At 53.5% G+C, this 15,288-nt stretch carries 17 protein-coding genes; 12 read left to right on the top strand and 5 right to left on the bottom strand.

What is annotated here, in order from left to right:
- The first annotated feature begins 3 nt into the window (after positions 1-3).
- From mepA to OGY06_RS10255, 4 genes are read left to right on the top strand one after another with little or no spacing between them, the layout of a single operon-like run.
- The gene (gene mepA, locus OGY06_RS10270; RefSeq protein WP_063940571.1) at positions 4-828 is read left to right on the top strand and encodes a penicillin-insensitive murein endopeptidase; all 825 of its coding nucleotides are present in this window, start codon (positions 4-6) and stop codon (positions 826-828) included.
- Positions 828-1,637 carry a sulfite exporter TauE/SafE family protein gene (locus tag OGY06_RS10265; RefSeq protein ID WP_003834821.1) on the top strand — a complete coding sequence of 270 codons (810 nt, stop codon included), beginning with the start codon at positions 828-830 and terminating at the stop codon, positions 1,635-1,637. Before mepA ends, OGY06_RS10265 begins: the two co-directional genes overlap by 1 nt.
- The gene (locus OGY06_RS10260) at positions 1,637-2,185 is read left to right on the top strand and encodes an elongation factor P hydroxylase (protein WP_003834819.1); all 549 of its coding nucleotides are present in this window, start codon (positions 1,637-1,639) and stop codon (positions 2,183-2,185) included. The genes OGY06_RS10265 and OGY06_RS10260 overlap by 1 nt, the downstream gene beginning before the upstream one ends.
- A 32-nt stretch (positions 2,186-2,217) precedes the next feature.
- A complete protein-coding gene (locus OGY06_RS10255) occupies positions 2,218-2,493 on the top strand; it encodes a YfcL family protein (RefSeq protein WP_003028163.1) in 276 nt (91 codons plus the stop codon).
- Positions 2,494-2,607: 114 nt separating this feature from the next.
- On the opposite strand, the gene mnmC is transcribed toward OGY06_RS10255, so the two are convergent.
- Positions 2,608-4,608: a bifunctional tRNA (5-methylaminomethyl-2-thiouridine)(34)-methyltransferase MnmC2/FAD-dependent 5-carboxymethylaminomethyl-2-thiouridine(34) oxidoreductase MnmC1 gene (mnmC, locus tag OGY06_RS10250; RefSeq protein ID WP_286605268.1), complete on the bottom strand. Its 2,001-nt coding sequence runs from the start codon at positions 4,606-4,608 to the stop codon at positions 2,608-2,610.
- A gap of 159 nt (positions 4,609-4,767) precedes the next feature.
- Here mnmC and fabB point away from each other — a divergent pair, with 159 nt between their 5' ends.
- Positions 4,768-5,982 carry a beta-ketoacyl-ACP synthase I gene (gene fabB / locus OGY06_RS10245; protein WP_003834815.1) on the top strand — a complete coding sequence of 405 codons (1,215 nt, stop codon included), beginning with the start codon at positions 4,768-4,770 and terminating at the stop codon, positions 5,980-5,982.
- A 51-nt stretch (positions 5,983-6,033) separates the two neighbouring features.
- Here fabB and OGY06_RS10240 read toward each other — a convergent pair whose 3' ends face one another.
- The 3 genes from OGY06_RS10240 to OGY06_RS10230 all read right to left on the bottom strand — a co-directional run bounded on the left by OGY06_RS10240 (position 6,034) and on the right by OGY06_RS10230 (position 7,344).
- Positions 6,034-6,564 carry a YqhG/Tai3 family protein gene (locus tag OGY06_RS10240; RefSeq protein WP_286605266.1) on the bottom strand — a complete coding sequence of 177 codons (531 nt, stop codon included), beginning with the start codon at positions 6,562-6,564 and terminating at the stop codon, positions 6,034-6,036.
- A 3-nt stretch (positions 6,565-6,567) separates the two neighbouring features.
- A complete protein-coding gene (locus OGY06_RS10235) occupies positions 6,568-6,936 on the bottom strand; it encodes a CHAP domain-containing protein (RefSeq protein ID WP_003834811.1) in 369 nt (122 codons plus the stop codon).
- Positions 6,937-7,086: 150 nt separating this feature from the next.
- Positions 7,087-7,344 carry a helix-turn-helix domain-containing protein gene (locus OGY06_RS10230; protein ID WP_003834809.1) on the bottom strand — a complete coding sequence of 86 codons (258 nt, stop codon included), beginning with the start codon at positions 7,342-7,344 and terminating at the stop codon, positions 7,087-7,089.
- Between the two features lie 171 nt (positions 7,345-7,515).
- Between OGY06_RS10230 and OGY06_RS10225 the strand changes: the two genes are divergently transcribed.
- Positions 7,516-7,890 (top strand): hypothetical protein, encoded by a 375-nt coding sequence (locus tag OGY06_RS10225; RefSeq protein WP_003834808.1) that lies wholly within the window; start codon positions 7,516-7,518, stop codon positions 7,888-7,890.
- Positions 7,891-8,069: 179 nt separating this feature from the next.
- Positions 8,070-9,248: an MFS transporter gene (locus tag OGY06_RS10220; protein ID WP_003834805.1), complete on the top strand. Its 1,179-nt coding sequence runs from the start codon at positions 8,070-8,072 to the stop codon at positions 9,246-9,248.
- Here the strand turns inward: OGY06_RS10220 and flk are convergent.
- Entirely contained in the window at positions 9,245-10,246 is a 1,002-nt protein-coding gene (gene flk / locus OGY06_RS10215) for a flagella biosynthesis regulator Flk (protein WP_257661987.1), read from the bottom strand. The two genes, OGY06_RS10220 and flk, sit on opposite strands and share 4 nt — an antisense overlap.
- 108 nt (positions 10,247-10,354) lie before the next feature.
- Here flk and pdxB point away from each other — a divergent pair, with 108 nt between their 5' ends.
- The 5 genes from pdxB to accD all read left to right on the top strand — a co-directional run bounded on the left by pdxB (position 10,355) and on the right by accD (position 15,133).
- Entirely contained in the window at positions 10,355-11,491 is a 1,137-nt protein-coding gene (gene pdxB, locus OGY06_RS10210) for a 4-phosphoerythronate dehydrogenase PdxB (RefSeq protein ID WP_003834802.1), read from the top strand.
- Between the two features lie 68 nt (positions 11,492-11,559).
- Positions 11,560-12,573, top strand: coding sequence for an aspartate-semialdehyde dehydrogenase (locus tag OGY06_RS10205; protein WP_003834801.1), 1,014 nt, complete (start codon positions 11,560-11,562; stop codon positions 12,571-12,573).
- Positions 12,573-13,385: a tRNA pseudouridine(38-40) synthase TruA gene (gene truA / locus OGY06_RS10200; protein ID WP_003028142.1), complete on the top strand. Its 813-nt coding sequence runs from the start codon at positions 12,573-12,575 to the stop codon at positions 13,383-13,385. Before OGY06_RS10205 ends, truA begins: the two co-directional genes overlap by 1 nt.
- A 24-nt stretch (positions 13,386-13,409) precedes the next feature.
- Positions 13,410-14,069: a DedA family protein gene (locus OGY06_RS10195; protein ID WP_003028140.1), complete on the top strand. Its 660-nt coding sequence runs from the start codon at positions 13,410-13,412 to the stop codon at positions 14,067-14,069.
- A 149-nt stretch (positions 14,070-14,218) separates the two neighbouring features.
- The gene (gene accD, locus OGY06_RS10190; protein WP_003834797.1) at positions 14,219-15,133 is read left to right on the top strand and encodes an acetyl-CoA carboxylase, carboxyltransferase subunit beta; all 915 of its coding nucleotides are present in this window, start codon (positions 14,219-14,221) and stop codon (positions 15,131-15,133) included.
- Positions 15,134-15,288: the final 155 nt, after the last annotated feature.

Raw genomic sequence — 15,288 nt, 5'->3', positions numbered from 1 at the left:
GAGATGAAAAAAACGGCACTTGCGGCGCTGGCTCTGTTTGCCAGTACCGCCTGTCTGGCGGCGACGCCCTGGCAGAAAATTACCCATCCGGTTGCGGGCAGCGCGCAGTCTATCGGCGCGTTTTCCAATGGCTGTATTGTTGGCGCAGATACGCTGCCTGTCCAGTCAAAACACTATCAGGTGATGCGCACCGATCAGCGTCGTTACTTTGGCCATCCGGATCTGGTGAGGTTTATCCAGCGTCTGAGTAATCAGGCCAATAGTCAGGGGCTGGGCACGGTGTTAATCGGCGATATGGGTATGCCGGCCGGTGGGCGATTCAATGGCGGTCACGCCAGCCACCAGACGGGATTGGATGTGGATATTTTCCTGCAACTGCCGAAAACGCGCTGGACCCAGTCGCAACTGCTGCGGCCGCAGGCGTTAGATCTGGTCTCACAGGATGGCAAACGTGTTGTGCCGTCACTGTGGAAACCGGAGATTTTCAGCCTGATCAGGCTGGCTGCAAAAGATAATGAAGTAACGCGTATTTTCGTGAATCCGGCGATTAAGCAACAACTTTGTCTGGATGCAGGGACCGACAGGGACTGGTTGCGTAAAGTGCGGCCGTGGTTCCAGCATCGTGCGCATATGCACGTGCGGTTACGTTGCCCTGCCGACAGCCTTGAGTGTGAAGATCAACCGTTACCGCCACCGGGTGACGGCTGTGGCGCAGAGCTGCAAAGCTGGTTCGAACCTCCAAAACCTGGAACCACCAAGCCTGAGAAGAAGACACCGCCGCCGTTGCCGCCTTCCTGCCAGGCGCTACTGGACGAGCATGTACTCTAATGGATCATTTTGCCTCTCTGTTTATGGTGTCGCCACTGCTGTTAGGTGTGCTTTTTTTTGTGGCGATGCTGGCAGGTTTTATTGATTCTCTGGCCGGAGGCGGTGGTCTACTCACCATCCCGGCATTGATGGCGGCCGGGATGCCACCTGCGCAAGCGCTGGCGACCAATAAGCTGCAAGCCTGCGGGGGATCTATCTCTTCCTCCCTCTATTTTATTCGTCGGGGTGTGGTTAATCTGGCGGATCAGAAGCTCAATATCTTCATGACCTTTATCGGCTCAATGAGTGGCGCGCTGTTGGTTCAACACGTGCAGTCAGATGTTCTGCGCCAGATCCTGCCAGTATTGGTTATCTGTATTGGCCTTTACTTTCTGTTGATGCCTAAAATCGGGGAAGAGGACCGACAGCGCCGACTGCACGGTTTGCCTTTCGCGCTGGTGGCCGGAGGCTGCGTCGGCTTTTACGATGGCTTTTTTGGTCCGGCGGCGGGGTCGTTCTACGCGCTGGCTTTTGTCATGCTGTGCGGATACAACCTGGCGAAATCGACGGCCCACGCCAAAGTATTAAATGCCACATCGAATATCGGTGGGTTGTTGCTGTTTGCTCTCGGCGGCAAAGTGATTTGGGCGACAGGTTTTGTGATGCTCATTGGCCAGTTTATTGGCGCACGGATGGGCTCTCGACTGGTACTCAGCAAAGGACAAAAACTCATTCGGCCAATGATCGTTATTGTCTCCGCCGTGATGAGCGCCAAGCTACTTTATGATAATCATGGACAGGAGATTCTCCACTGGCTGGGGATGAACTAATGAATAATACGCATCACTACGAACAGTTAATTGAGATTTTTAACGGCTGCTTTGCCGATGAATTTAATACCCGTCTGATTAAAGGCGACGACGAACCGATCTATCTTCCAGCGGATGCGGAATTACCGTATCACCGTATCGTTTTTGCGCATGGTTATTACGCCAGTGCGTTACACGAAATTTCACACTGGTGCATCGCCGGTAAAGCCCGTCGTGAACTGGTCGATTTCGGTTACTGGTACTGCCCGGACGGACGCGACGCGAAGACACAATGCCAGTTTGAAGATGTGGAAGTGAAGCCGCAGGCGTTTGACTGGTTGTTTTGCATGGCGGCGGGCTACCCGTTTAACGTCAGTTGCGACAATCTGGAGGGGGACTTTGAACCGGATCGCGTGGTATTCCAGCGCCGTGTTCATGCTCAGGTGATGGAGTACCTGGAAAAAGGGATCCCTGAACGTCCGGCGCGTTTCATTAACGCGTTACAGAATTATTATCACACGCCTGAACTTACGGCGGAACAATTCCCGTGGCCCGAAGCGCTCAACTGAAGCCGCTGCCACGTTTACAATGAGGAAATAAGATGATCGCGGAGTTTGAATCACGCATTCTGGCATTAATCGACGATATGGTAGAGCACGCCAGCGATGATGAGTTGTTTGCCAGTGGCTATTTGCGTGGGCACCTGACGCTGGCTGTGGCTGAGCTGGATGCTGGCGAGGACCATTCCGCTGAGGCATTGTACGCCAATGTGACCAGCAGCCTGGAAAAAGCCATCAGCGCAGGCGAACTCTCGCCGCGTGACCAGGCGTTAGTGAAAGAGATGTGGGACACACTGTTCCAGAAGGCAACGCAATAATAATTGCAGTGGATTGTGCCGGATGGCGACGCGAAGGCGTCTTATCCGGCCTACGAGGACGGGAGTTGTAGGCCTGATAAGCGTAGCGCCATCAGGCAATGGCGAGATGGTATCTTATTTCACCGCTTTACCCTTCAATAACTTCCTTACCCACAGACGATTCGGATTCAGCGCTGCCAGCGTGTTGGCATCCATTGGTATGGGTTCATTGCTCATTTGCGATGCAAGAATTTCTGCACACAGCGGGGCAGTACACAGCCCGCGCGAGCCCAGCGCACCTAACATAAATAAATCGGAATACACCGGGGCGTTTACGGCGTGCACTTTGTCTTCGGCAAGAATGGCATACTGGCTGAGCGTGGCGTCATAATCCGCGACGTTGCCGACCATCGGCATGTGATCGCGCGTGGCGCAGCGCACTCCACAACGGGCGTCATTGCCACTAACGTCTACTTCTTTTGCCCACGAGGCATTCGGGAAACAATCTATTAAGCGCTGACGGTTTTGCTGCTGATCGTCCGCGCGATACACCGTTTCTTCACTTCCGCGATGATAGCTGGCGCCAATGCAGTGTTGCTGGTTTTGCGGGTTGTGTGGCGTGAGGTAGCCGTCATAGCACAGCACCTGACGCAGCGCTGAAAGCGAAGGCGTGGTAGGAATGTGACTCACCTGACCGCCTACGGAGTACACCGGAAGCGACTGCGTTTGCTCAACGCCGTTAATGCGATGCCCGTTAGCCATAACTACAGCAGCGTGAGTGGCGGTGTCGCCACTGGCAAACGTCAATTGCCAGTGTTCTGTCTGCCGAGACAGCGAGGCCAGCGTATGTTGATACCGGGTGCGTAATCCCAGCGTTGCGGCGTAGTCGAATACGGCGGCGGTTAACTGTGCCGGACACAGCCATCCTCCGGCAGGGTACTGAATGCCGCCGCATCCGGTTTCTACGCCGGTCGTTTGTAAAACCTGCTCTGCGTTAACGCTGATGGCGAGCGCATCAGGCAATTCAAGGGACAGCATTTGGTCGATTTTTTGCTGGCTTTTTTCATCCCACGCCAGTTGTGTCACACCGCACCAGTCATGCGCGAACTCAACGGGGAGGGCGTCATACAGTCGACGAGCGAAGGTAAACGCGGTGGGGAAAAAGAGATTAATGGCCGCGTCATGCTTGCTGAGTAGCGGATAAAGCGCGCCCTGGCGATTGCCGGATGCACCCCCGGCTGGGTTATCGTCGGCGCAATAGAGAGTGACCTGCCAACCGCGACGCAGTAACGCCAACGACAGCAATGCGCTGGCAATCCCCCCGCCAATAATGGCGGCTTCGCGTTTATCTGTTCCGGTACGTGCAAACCACGGTGCCGAGGAGGGGAGCGTCAGCGTCTGTTCCATTACGCCACAGAGCATTTCGCGTTTGCGACCAAAGCCTTTGCATTTTTGCATCGTAAATCCGGCTTCCTGCAATCCCCGACGCACAAAGCCCGCTGAGGTGAAGGTTGCCAGCGTACCGCCGGGACGAGCCAGACGGGCCATTGCGTTAAACAGTGTTGGCGTCCACATATCCGGGTTTTTTGCCGGAGCGAAACCGTCCAGAAACCAGGCATCCACTTTTTGATTCAGGGAGTCATCGAGCTTACTGGTCAGTTCGTTAATATCGCCAAACCACAGATCCAGCGTGATACGTCCTTCATCAAGGAGCAGGCGATGGCATCCCGCCAGCGGCAGCGGCCATTGCTCTTGCAGCGCCGTGGCCCACGGGGCAAGTTCTTGCCAGTGCTGATGGGCTAAGGTTAAATCTTCGCGCGTCAGTGGATATTTTTCAAAGCTGATGAAATGTAATCTTTCCAGGGTAGCTTCGGGATGGGTATCGCGAAAATCGGTAAATGCCTGCCAGAGTGTCAGGAAGTTAAGTCCGGTGCCAAACCCGCTTTCTGCCACCACGAAGAGGGGCCGTGAATGCGCAGGGAATCGCTGGGCGAGATGATTCCCGCCGAGAAAGACGTAACGTGTCTCTTCCAGCCCGTTATCATTGGAAAAATAGACATCGTCAAAATCTCGGGAAACAGGTGTACCCTCAGCGTTGAATTCAAGGTTTGCAGGTTGTATAGCGTATTGTTTCACGTAAGTTACTCGTCTGGCAGGCTGTGCCCCGATCTTAGCGATGAGTGCCTGGCTGCGCAAATTTCCACACTAAATGGCTGATCGGACTTGTTCGGCGTACAAGTGTACGCTATTGTGCCACTCGAAACTTTAAAATAGTGCGACTTACAGAGGTATTGAATGAAACGTGCAGTGATTACTGGCTTGGGCATCGTTTCCAGCATCGGTAATAACCAGCAGGAAGTCCTGGCATCTCTGCGTGAAGGACGTTCAGGGATCACTTTCTCTCAGGAGCTGAAGGACTCCGGCATGCGTAGCCACGTTTGGGGCAACGTAAAACTGGATACCACTGGCCTCATTGACCGCAAAGTAGTGCGCTTTATGAGCGACGCATCCATCTATGCATTCCTTTCTATGGAACAGGCAGTGGCTGATGCCGGCCTTGCAGCAGAAGATTACCAGAACAACCCGCGCGTTGGCCTGATTGCAGGTTCCGGTGGCGGCTCCCCGCGTTTTCAGGTGTTCGGTGCTGACGCAATGCGTAGCCCGCGTGGTCTGAAAGCGGTTGGCCCGTATGTGGTCACCAAAGCGATGGCGTCCGGCGTTTCTGCCTGCCTCGCAACGCCGTTCAAAATCCACGGCGTAAACTACTCCATCAGCTCTGCCTGTGCGACATCTGCGCACTGTATCGGTAACGCGGTAGAACAAATTCAGCTGGGCAAACAGGATATCGTTTTTGCTGGCGGCGGCGAAGAGCTGTGCTGGGAAATGGCGTGTGAATTCGACGCAATGGGCGCGCTGTCTACTAAATACAACGACGATCCATCCAAAGCTTCCCGTACCTATGATGCACACCGTGACGGTTTCGTTATCGCTGGTGGTGGCGGTATGGTCGTGGTCGAAGAGCTGGAGCATGCGCTGGCACGTGGCGCGCATATCTACGCGGAAATCGTCGGTTACGGCGCAACGTCCGATGGCGCAGACATGGTTGCTCCGTCTGGCGAAGGTGCAGTACGTTGCATGCAGATGGCGATGCACGGCGTAGACACCCCGATCGACTACCTGAACTCTCACGGTACCTCTACCCCGGTAGGCGACGTGAAAGAGCTGGGTGCAATCCGTGAAGTGTTTGGTGATAACAGCCCGGCCATCTCTGCGACTAAAGCCATGACCGGTCACTCTCTGGGTGCGGCTGGTGTGCAGGAAGCTATCTACTCTCTGCTGATGCTGGAACACGGCTTTATCGCGCCGAGCATCAACATTGAAGAGCTGGATGAGCAGGCGGCAGGTCTGAACATCGTGACCAAACCGACCGAGCAGGCGCTGACTACTGTAATGTCCAACAGCTTCGGCTTTGGCGGCACTAACGCAACGCTGGTCATGCGTAAGCTGTAAGTGTAAGTCTACAAAATGAGATGCAAAGGGGAGCCTGATGGCTCCCTTTTTTTACTTATTCATCTTTTCATACTCCGGTGCGATCTCCGCAGACCATGCTTTGGCTTGCGCGATGTCACCGGTGCTGTAGATTGGCTGTTCAAAATGATTGCCCAGATCCGTTACGCGATAAATTTTCCAGTGTCCCTCTTCCCAACGCGTATACACTTCCAGCAGTATGGGGGCTTCGCCTGTCGGCCCACCTAATTGTACTTCCACTTTTTCGCCGCCGAGAAAGGGGTGAGCTGGTCCAACCCGTAACAGCGGGGTCCATTCAGGGTCGTAATCCTGCACGTACATAAAGTAGTCAGAATCCAGTATTTCCTGCTCGTATAGGCTGTCAATCAGCGCCAGACGATCGATAACGTCTTTCGCCACATAGCGTTGCAATAATGCGGATATGTCATGAGAAGTATCCAGATCTTGGGTAAAGTTGTTCATCCATGCGAGATAGAACTGCTTTACATCTTGTGTGCTGTCACTGCGAGGTGAAGAACAACCACAAAGTAACAAAACCAGAGCAATCAACGAGAACGCTTTCATTACTTACTGTTTCCTGTAAATGGTGTATGACGGTTTTGCCGCCCGATAGCCAGGCCCCGCCCACATATCACGTTGTCTAAAATCGGAGTACCACTCCTGACCGTCAAATATCGCCATATGACCGCTTGGGTTTCCTCCCTCATACGGTTGAATGATGATTACATCTCCTGCTCGGGGCTGCTCAAAGTGGCCAATGGCGCTGAAACCGGCACTTTTTAGCATGGGGCCATAATCTTTAGCATGATAAGTATGCCCAAGAGTGATACCTCCTGCCTGAATGGCTTTGCGGGTAAATTCCGCGCAGCGTCCTTGAGAATGTGAACTCGCGTGTGATTTAGCGTGATTAACTGCTGTTGTTTTATTCCAGCTCATCATGACTCCTGTTAATGGAATAGGTAATTAGTTCGCGTATTGCTTTAACAGGATTTAATCTGACGGGAATGGCCGATAGTGCTATTAATATCAGGAATATAATTAATTGACGTATTAATTAATCCATTTAGTGAATCATGTATTATATGTTTATAATTGACAGTTATTCTTTAGAACGGCATTTTTCTCTGATTTCGATTGATAGCGTGATGGCCAAATTACGTCCGGCGTGGTCTCCAGTGCCTGTGCGATGATCTGTTCTTCTCTGGGCCAGCTGCGGGAAAATACATTTCGTAGCGAATCAGGAGACAAGCCCGCAGAACGTGACAATTCTCTGAGAGTAATGCCTCTTTTTTCCAGTGCACTTTTAATATCTGCACGATGCCAGTCTTGGCTTTTGTGTTCCATTCTGTAATCCTAAGAAGATGTGTTATCGGCGCCGATATTTTTTAGGGTGTAAATTAGAAAGAAAAAAGAACGTTACTTTCTTTTTTATCGTAGGAATATTGCCAGAATTAATTTGAAATTTCGCGAAAAAGAAAAATATTTTTAATTCATCAGCAGAAAGGAAAGAAACTGATGGTAAAAGAGTGGCTCACGGTAAAGGAGTGTCTTGAATTACCGGGGTTTTCTGGAAGCGCGCCAGCTGTACGCCTGCGCTTAAATACCTACAGTGAAGGGAAGGAGGGCGTTAAGCGCAAGCGTGCGAAATCTAAGGCCGAGGAATTCCATATTTCTGTGTTCCCACTGTATGTTCGTTCGTATCTGAATGAAAATGAGAAAACAGTAGTGCCAGAACGTAACATTGTGCAGGAAGCAGAGCCCAAAGAGATTTGGGATATGATGTTCCGGCTCCTGACGCCGCAGCAGCGTGAACAGGTAACCGGGCGGTTCAGAGCGAAAGGCATTGATGCGGTATTTCCCTTTTTGTTCGTTGAGAAGTCACCGCTTTGAAACGCACAGCTATGCTTTCACAGTTGACAGCCAGGGTCACTCGCAGGCAGACTCCAGCTTCAACATTATCCTCTTGATAATGCGTAAGCGTTTAACGTTATCCAACGCACCTTAACCCTGATAGTCAGGTAGAGGGGGCGTGGACATTCCTCGCCTTACTCTGCATTTTGGAGTAACGCATGACAGCTGTAACCCAACAAGAAAAAACACCTTCGGCGAACTTTTCGCTGTTTCGTATCGCTTTTGCGGTTTTCCTGACCTATATGACGGTCGGTCTACCTTTGCCCGTGATTCCTCTGTTTGTGCATCAGGAACTGGGCTATGGCAACACCATGGTCGGTATCGCCGTAGGCGTCCAGTTTCTGGCGACGGTATTAACGCGCGGCTACGCCGGGCGCTTAGCCGATCAATATGGTGCTAAACGCTCGGCGCTACAGGGGATGTTTGCCTGTGGGCTGGCGGGCGCGGCGTGGCTTTTAGCCGCGCTATTGCCAGTTTCTGTCCCTGTAAAATTTGCGTTGTTAATCGTCGGGCGTTTGATCCTCGGTTTTGGCGAAAGCCAGCTGCTCACTGGAACGTTGACCTGGGGGTTGGGGTTGGTCGGCCCAACACGCTCCGGTAAGGTGATGTCGTGGAACGGAATGGCGATTTACGGCGCGCTGGCCGCCGGTGCACCGTTGGGCCTGTTGATCCACAGCCACTTTGGCTTTGCAGCGCTGGCCGGGACGACGATGGTATTACCGCTGCTGGCATGGGCATTCAACGGCACTGTACGCAAAGTGCCTGCGCATGCAGGAGAACGTCCTTCGTTATGGAGCGTGGTAGGGCTTATCTGGAAACCGGGCCTGGGCCTGGCGCTGCAGGGCGTTGGCTTTGCGGTGATCGGTACGTTTATTTCACTCTATTTTGTCAGCAACGGCTGGACGATGGCGGGGTTCACCCTGACTGCGTTTGGTGGGGCGTTTGTGCTGATGCGCATTCTGTTTGGCTGGATGCCGGACCGGTTCGGCGGCGTGAAGGTTGCCGTTGTCTCTTTGCTGGTGGAAACCGCAGGGCTGATTCTGCTGTGGCAGGCCCCATCGGCCTGGATTGCGCTGCTCGGGGCGGCATTAACCGGGGCCGGGTGTTCGCTTATCTTCCCGGCCTTGGGCGTCGAAGTGGTGAAGCGAGTGCCTGCGCAGGTTCGTGGGACGGCGCTGGGCGGTTACGCCGCGTTTCAGGATATCTCCTACGGCATAAGCGGTCCGGTCGCCGGGGTGCTGGCCACCGCGTACGGTTATCCCTCAGTGTTCCTTGCCGGGGCGATATCCGCCGTGGTGGGGATTATTGTAACGTTGCTTACGCTGCGTAAAGGTTAGGCGACCAGCCAGAAAATGGTTAACGCAATTATCAACGCAACAAACAGCAGTCCCGGTCGTGCCGACAGAGATTTAACCGTTTCAATCATCGGCGCGAACGGGCTGTAAATGGGCTGCAGATGGCGCGGATCGCTGAGCTCGCGTTCTCGTTCCACGCGCCGCAGGAAAATTTGATTGAGCAAGTCCTGCACCTGCACCGTGGTCAGAATCGATTGTGGTTGGATCTGATACGTCTGCTGTGCGTACTCTTTTATTGCTGTCAGCTCATTCGGCTCTAATGGCAGCTTCAGCGCCGCCTGGAGCGTTTGTAGCGTCGGGGCGCTTTGCAGGCTGAGCGTCTGGCGCGCCTGCAGCCAGGTGACCAGGTGCGTAAACTGTTTGGCAGGGATCAGCTCACCGCTTTTTACGCCAGACAACTCCAGCATCGACTGCCAGATCATCTTCCCGGATTCTCCCGTGGCCGCCGCCAGTTTGGTAACCAATTGGTTCAGCGTATTGTGCTCTGCGGGGAGCAACGGGCGATCGGTAGCCGGGCGCTGCTGCGGCTGCGGTATCGAAAGCTGCCCTTGCTGCAGCAGTGTGAGCACGTTCTTCAGCTGCTCAGGCGTGAGCTGGCTGAGCGCCGTTTGCCCATACTGCTGACGGATAAAATCACTGACTGCCTGGCGGTTATTTCCCTGACTCAGTAATTCAGTGAGCTGCGAAAGCACCTGACGATTCACATGATTTTGCTGAGCAACCCCCAGCCGTTGATTCAGGTTTTGCTCAGCGGCTGGAAAGTGACGTGACTGCAGCGGCGTATCACTTTTGACGCCCAGATCGTGCTTCATTCCGGCCCACACCTCAGCACTTTGCTGCTGGGTGAGTGAAATCAAACGGGTAATAAGCCGTTCCAGCACAGTACGTTGTTGCGTGGATAACGGTTGTTCACCCGCAGCGGAAGGGGCATTATGGCCTTCGCCGGGAGGGCGTGCGGGCGTACCTGAAATGGGCTGCATCATCTCTGTTCCTTAAATCTGTGCTGACCAGGTCTCGCAGTATGCCTGGCGGCGAGATTATGGCACACTTGCCCGGTTAACTCTCGTTCTCAAACAGGTGCGAAAGACGTGAAAATCCTCGTTGATGAAAATATGCCCTATGCCCGCGAACTGTTCAGTCGTTTGGGGGAAGTCAAAGCGGTTCCCGGCCGTCCGATTCCCGTTGCTGAACTGGATGATGCGGATGCTTTAATGGTGCGCTCGGTGACGAAAGTAAATGAATCACTGCTTGGCGGAAAACCGGTTAAATTTGTCGGTACGGCAACCGCTGGCACAGACCATGTGGATGACGCCTGGCTTGCTCAGGCGGGGATAGGTTTTTCCGCCGCACCCGGTTGTAACGCAATAGCGGTCGTAGAATATGTTTTTTCAGCATTGCTGATGCTGGCGGAGCGCGACGGGTTTGCGTTACGCGATCGCACCGTAGGCATTGTGGGTGTGGGGAACGTGGGCGGGCGTTTGCAGGCGCGTCTGGAAGCGTTGGGGATCCGCACGCTGCTGTGCGATCCACCGCGAGCCGATCGCGGTGACGAAGGCAATTTCTGCTCGCTGGATGAACTGGTTGAGCAAGCCGATGTGCTGACTTTCCATACCCCGCTGTTTAAAGACGGGCCGTACAAAACGCTGCACATGGCGGATGACTCGCTGATTAGTCGGTTGAAGCCGGGCACCATTCTGATCAACGCCTGCCGTGGGCCGGTCATCGACAATACGGCATTGCTGAACCGATTGAATGCCGGTCAGTCGCTGAGCGTTGTGCTGGATGTCTGGGAAGGAGAGCCGGATCTCAATGTGGCATTGCTGGAGAAAGCCGATATCGGCACGGCGCACATTGCCGGGTATACCCTCGAAGGAAAAGCGCGTGGTACCACGCAGGTCTTTGAGGCCTATAGTAAGTTTATTGGTCACGAGCAGCACGTTGCGCTCAGTACCCTGTTACCCGCACCGGAATTTGGTCGTATTACCCTGCATGGCCCGTTAGATCAGCCAACGCTGAAAAGGCTCGTGCATTTAGTGTATGATGTGCGCCGCGATGATGCGCCGTTGCGTAAAGTCGCTGGAATTCCGGGTGAGTTTGATAAACTGCGTAAAAATTACCTTGAGCGTCGTGAATGGTCGTCTTTATATGTGATGTGTGACGACGCAACGGCTGCTGCCTTATTGTGTAAGCTGGGTTTTAACGCTGTTCATCATCCGGCACATTAATGTCTTCTTAATGCTCCCTGTCGAATAATGCGACAGGGACGCTTACGTATTTCTTGGAGTAAATCACCATGTCTGAAGGCTGGAATATTGCCATTCTGGGCGCAACGGGCGCCGTAGGCGAAGCCCTGCTCGATACGCTGGCTGAACGCCAGTTCCCGGTCGGTGAAATTTATGCGCTGGCGCGTAATGAAAGCGCCGGTGAGCATCTGCGTTTTAACGGTAAATCGGTCATAGTGCAGGACGTTTCAGACTTTGACTGGACGCAGGCACAGTTGGCATTTTTTGTTGCGGGCGCTGAAGCCACCGCCGCATGGGTAGAAGAAGCCACTAATGCGGGTTGTCTGGTGATTGACAGCAGCGGTCTGTTCGCGCTCGAGCCTGACGTTCCGCTGGTGGTTCCGGACGTTAATCCGTTCGTGCTGGCGGATTACCGTAACCGCAATGTGATTGCGGTGCCTAACAGTCTGACCAGCCAACTGCTGTCTGCGCTGAAACCGTTGATTGATGACGGTGGGCTTTCGCGTATTACGGTGACCAATATTATCTCAGCTTCCGCTCATGGCAAAAAAGCGGTGGATGCGCTGGCCGGACAGAGTGCGAAACTGCTTAATGGCATCCCGATTGACGAAGATGATTTCTTTGGCCGTCAGTTGGCATTCAACATGCTGCCGATGCTGCCCGATCGCGAAGGTAGCGTGCGTGAAGAACGTCGTATCGTTGATGAAGTGCGCAAAATTATGCAGGATGACGGCCTGCTCATCTCTGCCAGCATCGTGCAGTCCCCGGTATTTTATGGCCACGCGCAGATGGTGAATTTTGAGGCCCTGCGTCCGTTGGCGGCGGAAGAAGCGCGCGATGCGTTTTCACGCGGTGAAGACGTGGTGTTGTCGGAAGAGACCGATTTCCCGACCCAGGTTGGCGATGCATCGGGCACGCCGCACCTTTCTATTGGCTGCGTGCATAATGATTACGGTATGCCAGAGCAAGTTCAGTTCTGGTCTGTGGCGGACAACGTTCGCTTTGGCGGCGCGTTAATGGCGGTGAAAATTGCGGAAAAACTGGTGCAGGAGTACCTGTACTAATGTCTGACCAGCAACAGCCGTCAACCCATAAAATTGCGCTGGGCATTGAGTATGACGGCAGCAAATATTATGGCTGGCAGCGCCAGAACGAAGTGCGTAGCGTTCAGGAAAAACTGGAAAAAGCGCTCTCTCAGGTGGCGAATGAGCGCATCAATGTTTTTTGTGCAGGACGCACGGATGCGGGCGTTCATGGTACTGGGCAGGTCGTGCATTTTGAAACCACTGCCCAGCGTAAAGATGCGGCCTGGACACTGGGGGTAAATGCGAATTTACCTGGTGACATCGCCGTGCGCTGGGTTAAAGCTGTACCCGATGATTTTCATGCTCGATTTAGCGCCACGGCTCGCCGTTATCGCTACATCATCTACAATCATCGGTTGCGCCCTGCGGTTTTGGGTAAAGGGGTAACCCATTACTATGAACCGCTGGACGCTGAGCGAATGCATCGTGCGGCCCAGTGTCTGATTGGCGAAAATGATTTTACCTCGTTTCGAGCGGTGCAGTGTCAGTCGCGCACGCCGTGGCGAAACGTGATGCACATTAACGTCGAACGTTTCGGTGCATATGTGGTGGTGGATATTAAAGCGAATGCCTTTGTACATCATATGGTCAGGAATATTGTCGGTAGCCTGATGGAAGTTGGCGCCAACAACCAGCCGGAGAGCTGGATAGCAGAACTGTTAGCGGCAAAGGACAGAACGCTGGCAGCGGCAACGGCGAAAGCGGAAGGACTGTATCTGGTTGCGGTAGATTACCCAGACCGGTTCGACCTGCCAAAACCGCCTATGGGCCCGCTATTTCTGGCGGACTAATTTGAGTCGTATAAAGGCAAAACTATGGACCTGATTTACTTTCTTATCGATTTTATCCTGCACATTGATGTGCACCTGGCGGAGCTGGTTGCGGAATACGGTATCTGGGTATATGCCATTCTGTTTCTGATCCTGTTCTGTGAAACCGGGCTGGTGGTGACACCCTTCCTGCCTGGGGACTCGCTGCTGTTTGTTGCGGGGGCGCTTTCTGCGCTGCCAACCAACGATCTCAATGTTCATCTGATGGTGGCACTGATGATTGTGGCGGCGATTGTGGGCGATGCGGTGAACTACACGATTGGTCGATTGTTCGGGGAAAAACTTTTCAGTAACCCGAACTCCAAAATTTTCCGCCGCAGCTACCTGGATAAAACCCATGCGTTCTACGAGCGTCATGGCGGTAAGACGATTATCCTGGCGCGTTTCGTGCCTATCGTGCGTACATTTGCGCCGTTTGTTGCCGGTATGGGACATATGTCCTACCGTCACTTTGCGATGTATAACGTCGTCGGTGCACTGCTGTGGGTATTGTTGTTCACCTACGCAGGCTACCTGTTCGGCGATCTGCCGATCGTCCAGGAAAACCTGAAATTATTGATTGTGGCGATTATCGTCCTTTCCGTATTGCCGGGGGTGATTGAAGTAATTCGCCATAAGCGTGCTGCGTCACGGGCTGCAAAATAGAAAGTAACTCAGCGGTTCGACCACTTTTTTATCCAAAGTTTCGGGCTGTTATGTTTTAATGTGCAACATTCATGGTCTGTTAGGGGCAAAAATGGCATTATGCGCCCCTTATAACAAAGCTGACTAGGGTTCAGGCAGAAAGGTCACCAATGAGCTGGATTGAACGAATTAAAAGCAACATTACTCCCACCCGCAAGGCAAGCATTCCTGAAGGGGTGTGGACCAAGTGTGATAGCTGCGGTCAGGTTTTATACCGTGCTGAGCTGGAACGTAATCTTGAGGTCTGTCCGAAGTGTGACCATCATATGCGCATGTCGGCGCGCAATCGCCTGCATAGCCTGTTAGATGAAGGTTCTCTTGTGGAACTGGGTAGCGAGCTTGAGCCGAAAGACGTGCTGAAGTTTCGTGACTCCAAAAAATACAAAGACAGACTGGCTTCTGCGCAGAAAGAAACTGGCGAGAAAGATGCGCTGGTGGTGATGAAAGGCACACTTCACGGTATGCCGGTCGTTGCTGCGGCATTCGAGTTCGCGTTTATGGGCGGCTCCATGGGCTCTGTGGTCGGCGCGCGTTTTGTCCGTGCCGTTGAGCAGGCGCTGGAAGACAACTGTCCGCTGATCTGTTTCTCTGCTTCTGGCGGGGCGCGTATGCAGGAAGCGTTGATGTCTTTGATGCAGATGGCGAAAACCTCTGCTGCGCTGGCGAAAATGCAGGAACGCGGTTTACCGTATATTTCTGTACTGACCGACCCAACAATGGGTGGTGTTTCCGCAAGCTTCGCGATGCTGGGCGATCTCAACATTGCAGAACCGAAAGCATTGATCGGCTTCGCGGGTCCGCGTGTTATCGAGCAAACCGTACGTGAGAAACTGCCGCCGGGATTCCAGCGCAGCGAGTTCCTGATTGAAAAAGGCGCTATCGATATGATCGTTCGCCGTCCGGAAATGCGTCTGAAACTGGCAAGCATCCTGGCGAAGCTGATGAATCTTCCTGCGCCGAATCCGGATGAGCCGCGTGAAGGCGAAGTGGTACCTCCGGTTCCCGATCAGGAACCAGAGGCCTGATAGTTTACGCTATGGGTTTCGGGTTGCAGGCAGGCGAGAAGAGCGTTGATCCCGATGAGCTTACACCGGTAAGTGATTCGGGAGAGCGAGTACAGCCAACGCATCTGCAACGTGGAAAACAACGTGTAAAAAAGGGCAGGCCGGTTGGCGCTGCC

The organism is Citrobacter sp. Cpo147, from assembly GCF_030332405.1.
Classification (GTDB): domain Bacteria; phylum Pseudomonadota; class Gammaproteobacteria; order Enterobacterales; family Enterobacteriaceae; genus Citrobacter; species Citrobacter portucalensis.
This window is presented reverse-complemented; position numbering and strand designations above follow the sequence as displayed.

Bases quoted from the DNA above. Each gene is read 5' to 3' on its own strand.
- OGY06_RS10240 (WP_286605266.1), bottom strand. From the start codon at position 6,564: ATGAAAGCGTTCTCGTTGATTGCTCTGGTTTTGTTACTTTGTGGTTGT.
- truA (WP_003028142.1), top strand. From the start codon at position 12,573: ATGTCTGACCAGCAACAGCCGTCAACCCATAAAATTGCGCTGGGCATT.
- OGY06_RS10235 (WP_003834811.1), bottom strand. From the start codon at position 6,936: ATGAGCTGGAATAAAACAACAGCAGTTAATCACGCTAAATCACACGCG.
- flk (WP_257661987.1), bottom strand. From the start codon at position 10,246: ATGCAGCCCATTTCAGGTACGCCCGCACGCCCTCCCGGCGAAGGCCAT.
- accD (WP_003834797.1), top strand. From the start codon at position 14,219: ATGAGCTGGATTGAACGAATTAAAAGCAACATTACTCCCACCCGCAAG.
- fabB (WP_003834815.1), top strand. From the start codon at position 4,768: ATGAAACGTGCAGTGATTACTGGCTTGGGCATCGTTTCCAGCATCGGT.
- OGY06_RS10260 (WP_003834819.1), top strand. From the start codon at position 1,637: ATGAATAATACGCATCACTACGAACAGTTAATTGAGATTTTTAACGGC.
- OGY06_RS10225 (WP_003834808.1), top strand. From the start codon at position 7,516: ATGGTAAAAGAGTGGCTCACGGTAAAGGAGTGTCTTGAATTACCGGGG.
- OGY06_RS10220 (WP_003834805.1), top strand. From the start codon at position 8,070: ATGACAGCTGTAACCCAACAAGAAAAAACACCTTCGGCGAACTTTTCG.
- OGY06_RS10255 (WP_003028163.1), top strand. From the start codon at position 2,218: ATGATCGCGGAGTTTGAATCACGCATTCTGGCATTAATCGACGATATG.
- OGY06_RS10205 (WP_003834801.1), top strand. From the start codon at position 11,560: ATGTCTGAAGGCTGGAATATTGCCATTCTGGGCGCAACGGGCGCCGTA.
- mepA (WP_063940571.1), top strand. From the start codon at position 4: ATGAAAAAAACGGCACTTGCGGCGCTGGCTCTGTTTGCCAGTACCGCC.
- OGY06_RS10195 (WP_003028140.1), top strand. From the start codon at position 13,410: ATGGACCTGATTTACTTTCTTATCGATTTTATCCTGCACATTGATGTG.
- OGY06_RS10265 (WP_003834821.1), top strand. From the start codon at position 828: ATGGATCATTTTGCCTCTCTGTTTATGGTGTCGCCACTGCTGTTAGGT.
- OGY06_RS10230 (WP_003834809.1), bottom strand. From the start codon at position 7,344: ATGGAACACAAAAGCCAAGACTGGCATCGTGCAGATATTAAAAGTGCA.